A 4,121-nucleotide genomic window follows, 5' to 3' on the forward strand; every position below is an offset into this window, starting at 1 on the left:
AAATCTTCTCTTGACTGCACTTCTCGTTGAAGTCTTTCGGCCGCTTTGCTTGACAAAATCAGATTCATCTCTAAAAATAAAGTTAATTATTTAATATTATAAACCAACTAGATTTTTGGTTCTTCGTTACTTGGTATGGTTCGATAGGGGGGCATAAATGGACTAAATCCTTATCTGGCAAGAGATTTAATTGATTAGTTCGCTCTAGATCGAAAACAATTAACAAAAATCGCCAAATGTCTTTCTCTATAAGAGTTTAATTCCTTATAACCCTGTACATTGCATAAGACAAACCGAAGAACCCTAATTAGGTTTGAGATTCGGCCCTTGCTATCAGGGAGCAATGTTACGGTAAAAAACCGAGTTAAATACCAAAATTAGGCGTTTTTATCGACAAAATTGTCGAATCGAATTTTAAACAAAAACACGATGCTGTAGGGAAGGCATTTGTCGTCGCACTTGTTGCAGACGTTGGGGATTAATTTCGGCAATTGCCACTCCCGCTTCTTCCCCTGCATCGGCTAAAACCACACCCCAAGGATCGATAATCATAGCGTGACCGTGGGTGTAACGGCGTTCGTAATTATTGCCCGTTTGAGCAGGAGCTATTATATAACAAGTATTCTCGATCGCTCGCGCTTGTAACAAAACTTTCCAATGATCTTTCCCTGTAAAAGCTGTAAACGCCGCAGGTACAAATAAAACATCGGCTCCTTGCCGCGATAAATAGCGATAGAGTTCGGGAAAACGCACATCATAGCAAATCGAGAGGCCAATTTTTCCCAAGCTATCGGAGCCATAAATCGGCGGTAAATCGATTCCTGCCATGACTGTACTCGATTCCTGATAGGTGTTACCGTCCGGGACATTGACATCAAAGAGATGGACTTTTTGATAACGGGCTAATTCCGCACCGTTGCCATCGACTAAAATAGCGGTATTATAAGCCTTATCGGGAATACCCGTCACCGGCACGGGAAAACCACCCCCTAAAATAGTCACTTGAAACCGTTGGGCCATGGTGCGGAGGAATTTATCGGCTTTTCGAGCAATAGTCTCGGCCTGGGCGATTTTATCGCTTTCTGCCCCCATAAAAGCGAAATTTTCTGGTAAACCGATTAATTCCGCCCCTTTACCCACGGCAAGTTCGATCAACTCTTCAGCGGCAGCGAGATTTTTCTCTAAATCCGGCTGACTGGTCATTTGAATGGCGGCGGCGAGATAGGATTTCATGGGGGTTGAAGCTCTAGAGTCGGATAATCTCTGTAAAATTAATCATAACCTTCGATTATATCCAATTTCAGATATTTTGTCACCCCATGAGTAAAATTGTTTTCTGTGACTTTGATGGCACTATCACCGCCGTGGAAACTTTTGCGGGTATGCTCAAAGAATTCGCCCCCCATTTATCGGCTCAAATTATGCCCCAAATGTACGCCCGTACTCTGACTCTGCGCCGGGGTGTTCGTCAACTGCTAGAGTCGATACCGAGCCAAAAATACGCCGATATTCTCGCCTATGCCGAAAGCAAGCCAATTCGCCCCGGATTAGCCGAATTCCTCGCTTTTTTACAGGAGCAATCCATCCCTTTTATTATTATCTCCGGTGGCATCCAGGGCATGATTGAAACGGTCTTAAAACGGGAGGGACTATTAGATAAGGTGACGGCAATTTATGGGGTCAATCTTCATACTCAAGGGGAATATCTGCAAGTTCACTCCGATTGGGAAAATGAGACAGAATTAGTGGCTAAAGCCTTGATTATGGCCAAATATTCAGGAGTAGAAACTATTGCGATCGGTGATTCTGTCACCGATATTACCATGGCTAGAAAGGCCGATCTAGTTTTTGCTAGGGATCGTTTAATCGATTATCTGCAAGCGGAAAATCACCCCTATATTCCTTGGGATAACTTTTTTGAGATTCGCGAATATCTGTTATTGAGAGATTAGGGATTGGCTGTTAATTAGGTAGGGGTTAAAAATTGTCAGATACCCCCCTTGGATTAAGGGGGGATCAAAGAGGGCGAATGCAATTCGCCCCTACAATAATATTATTGCGCCAATGGTAGGGGCGCACTGTGGTCAGTGAGTTTATCGAACTGCGTGCGCTCTGTAATATAGATATTTCGACCAAATTGAGATGCACCCAAGATTTTTTTACTACCCTACTCTCAAGGGTAACAATAATTATAAATTTGTGTTGGTTTACACTTGACAAAATCGGGGGGGGGTAAAATACCGTTGTTGCTCTGTCTTGTCATTGAGGAACTAACTTAAAATTTAGTGATTGGCAATTTTGAAAAAACCAATTTTTCTCCCTTGCCAATGTCGCTTAATTTGAGATTTTTTCCTTTAAAGATCAGTCAGAACATTTGTTTGTTTATTTGTTTTGAGGAAACTTTCTAAACATGAAAACTTCGACTGTGCTAAAACTCTTGTTAACCTCTACTTTAGGTTTGTCCCTAACAACCACCTTCCTTGTGCGTCCTGCTGCTGCTGGTGGTTTTGTCAATGCTGGTTTTGAAGACGGTAATTTCAACGGTTGGACGCAAGGTAGTGGCTACTGGTACGGCACCTCGCCGTTACCGGTAGATCCGGATCACTACCAAGTAGGCGGATCCGACTACGATGCGAGCGCGGACGCGAGTGCGATCACCCACGTGGGTGATCTCGATCCCATCGTGGGAAACCTGATTAAAGGGGGGGTCGGGCCCACCGTATACATTGGAGATCATGCCGTGCGCATGAATAATCAAGTCAATAACAATTCCGTCAGCACTATCCGGCAATCGGTTAAGAACTACATGGACAACAATATCTACTTCGCCTGGGCGTCGGTTTTGGAAGCTTCTCACGGTTCGACCGATTCCGATTACTTCAGTCTGACCTTGAAAGATGACACCGTAGGGGATGTATTGATCTCGCGGGTGTACAACTCCTACAATAACGGCTCGATCTTCAAGGACTTCGGTACAGGCTGGTTCTACACCGATCAGTGGCAAGTGGAGCAATTAGATCTCCAAGCCCTCGGCCGGGTCGGTAACGATTTTACCCTGACCTTGCTGGGATCTGACTGCCCCTACGGTGGTCACGCGGGTTACGTCTATCTCGATGGTTTCGGTAAAGCTCCGCCTCAAGCAGTGCCTGAACCTGCTTCAGTCTTGGGTTTACTCGCCATTGGTGTTCTTGGTGCGGGTTCAGTCTTGAAGCGCAAATTAAAATAAAAAACTGGTCAATCTAGCCTTAAATTGGCAGCGATCGCTCTATATTGATAAAGTGCGATCGCTTTTTTGGGTTATAATAGTAGAAGTGTGAATGACTAAAGTAAAATTGAAAGTCTATCTTGATACGAGTGTTCTCAACCGAATCTTTGACGATCAGACTCAAGCCAGAATCTATTTGGAGTCAATCTCGATGCAATTAATTTTCCTGCTGGTGGAGAATGAAGCAATAGAAATTGTCTCTTCTGATGCGCTAGTATATGAAACCCAGCGAAATCCTTACAGCGACCGCCGCACTTTTGTCGAGCTAGTCCTGCAACAAGCTAGGCACTTTCAACTGATTACGGAAGAGGTCTTAGCAAGATCGCAGCAAATCGAAACCTCTGCTAAAATTAAAGGAGTAGATGCTTTGCATATTGCTTGTGCCGAAGCTATAGAAGCAGACTACTTCATTACCTGCGACGATCGAATGATTAAAAAATACAGTGGCACTCTTGCTGTTAAAACTCCTGTGGAGTTTGTCGCCATTATTTTCAACGCTTGAATTGAGAAAAATTACTATGAAAGTTCCAACAGATTTGACGATTCCTGAGATTGAGGAAATTAGAAAAGAGGGAGTTAAAGCTCTTGTAGAGAGATTGGGAATTGCTAAAGCGGCTTTCTTTCTAAGAGAAACAGCATCCCAACCTCTAAATTATTTAGAAATTAAAGATCAGTTATTTGGCGAAATGACAGCGAAGGATATTTACGATCAAATTAAAGGCGGCTATCACTGAAATGATTGAGGAAATTCGTCAAAAAGTTAGACAAAACCAATTGGAATTTTCTCAACACGCTGTCAATCAAAGTATCCTGCGTCAGATCAGTGTTCAAGAATTACGGGAGGCGATGGAACAAA

The 4,121-nt window shown here is 43.4% G+C and carries 5 protein-coding genes and 1 pseudogene; 5 read left to right on the forward strand and 1 reads right to left on the reverse strand.

Annotation, left to right across the window (positions count from 1 at the left end):
- Window positions 1-414: 414 nt before the first annotated feature.
- The gene (locus tag PX484_RS22660; protein WP_287768348.1) at window positions 415-1,233 is read right to left on the reverse strand and encodes a carbon-nitrogen hydrolase family protein; all 819 of its coding nucleotides are present in this window, start codon (window positions 1,231-1,233) and stop codon (window positions 415-417) included.
- 86 nt (window positions 1,234-1,319) lie between these two features.
- Here PX484_RS22660 and PX484_RS22665 point away from each other — a divergent pair, with 86 nt between their 5' ends.
- The 5 genes and pseudogenes from PX484_RS22665 to PX484_RS25885 form a co-directional block, all read left to right on the forward strand.
- Window positions 1,320-1,952: an HAD-IB family phosphatase gene (locus tag PX484_RS22665; RefSeq protein ID WP_287768347.1), complete on the forward strand. Its 633-nt coding sequence runs from the start codon at window positions 1,320-1,322 to the stop codon at window positions 1,950-1,952.
- 458 nt (window positions 1,953-2,410) lie between these two features.
- Window positions 2,411-3,226, forward strand: a complete 816-nt coding sequence (locus PX484_RS22670; protein WP_287768344.1) for a PEP-CTERM sorting domain-containing protein — start codon at window positions 2,411-2,413, stop codon at window positions 3,224-3,226.
- A gap of 91 nt (window positions 3,227-3,317) precedes the next feature.
- Window positions 3,318-3,767, forward strand: a complete 450-nt coding sequence (locus PX484_RS22675) for a PIN domain-containing protein (RefSeq protein ID WP_002803031.1) — start codon at window positions 3,318-3,320, stop codon at window positions 3,765-3,767.
- Between the two features lie 16 nt (window positions 3,768-3,783).
- Window positions 3,784-3,999, forward strand: a complete 216-nt coding sequence (locus tag PX484_RS22680) for a hypothetical protein (RefSeq protein WP_002803030.1) — start codon at window positions 3,784-3,786, stop codon at window positions 3,997-3,999.
- A gap of 1 nt (window position 4,000) precedes the next feature.
- Window positions 4,001-4,121: pseudogene (locus PX484_RS25885) on the forward strand (DUF4258 domain-containing protein); the annotation flags it as partial.

Origin of the sequence: Microcystis sp. M49636_WE2 (genome assembly GCF_030065375.1) — a bacterium.
Classification (GTDB): Bacteria; Cyanobacteriota; Cyanobacteriia; order Cyanobacteriales; family Microcystaceae; genus Microcystis; species Microcystis aeruginosa_C.

Bases quoted from the DNA above. Each gene is read 5' to 3' on its own strand.
- PX484_RS22675 (WP_002803031.1), top strand. From the start codon at position 3,318: ATGACTAAAGTAAAATTGAAAGTCTATCTTGATACGAGTGTTCTCAAC.
- PX484_RS22665 (WP_287768347.1), top strand. From the start codon at position 1,320: ATGAGTAAAATTGTTTTCTGTGACTTTGATGGCACTATCACCGCCGTG.
- PX484_RS22660 (WP_287768348.1), bottom strand. From the start codon at position 1,233: ATGAAATCCTATCTCGCCGCCGCCATTCAAATGACCAGTCAGCCGGAT.
- PX484_RS22680 (WP_002803030.1), top strand. From the start codon at position 3,784: ATGAAAGTTCCAACAGATTTGACGATTCCTGAGATTGAGGAAATTAGA.
- PX484_RS22670 (WP_287768344.1), top strand. From the start codon at position 2,411: ATGAAAACTTCGACTGTGCTAAAACTCTTGTTAACCTCTACTTTAGGT.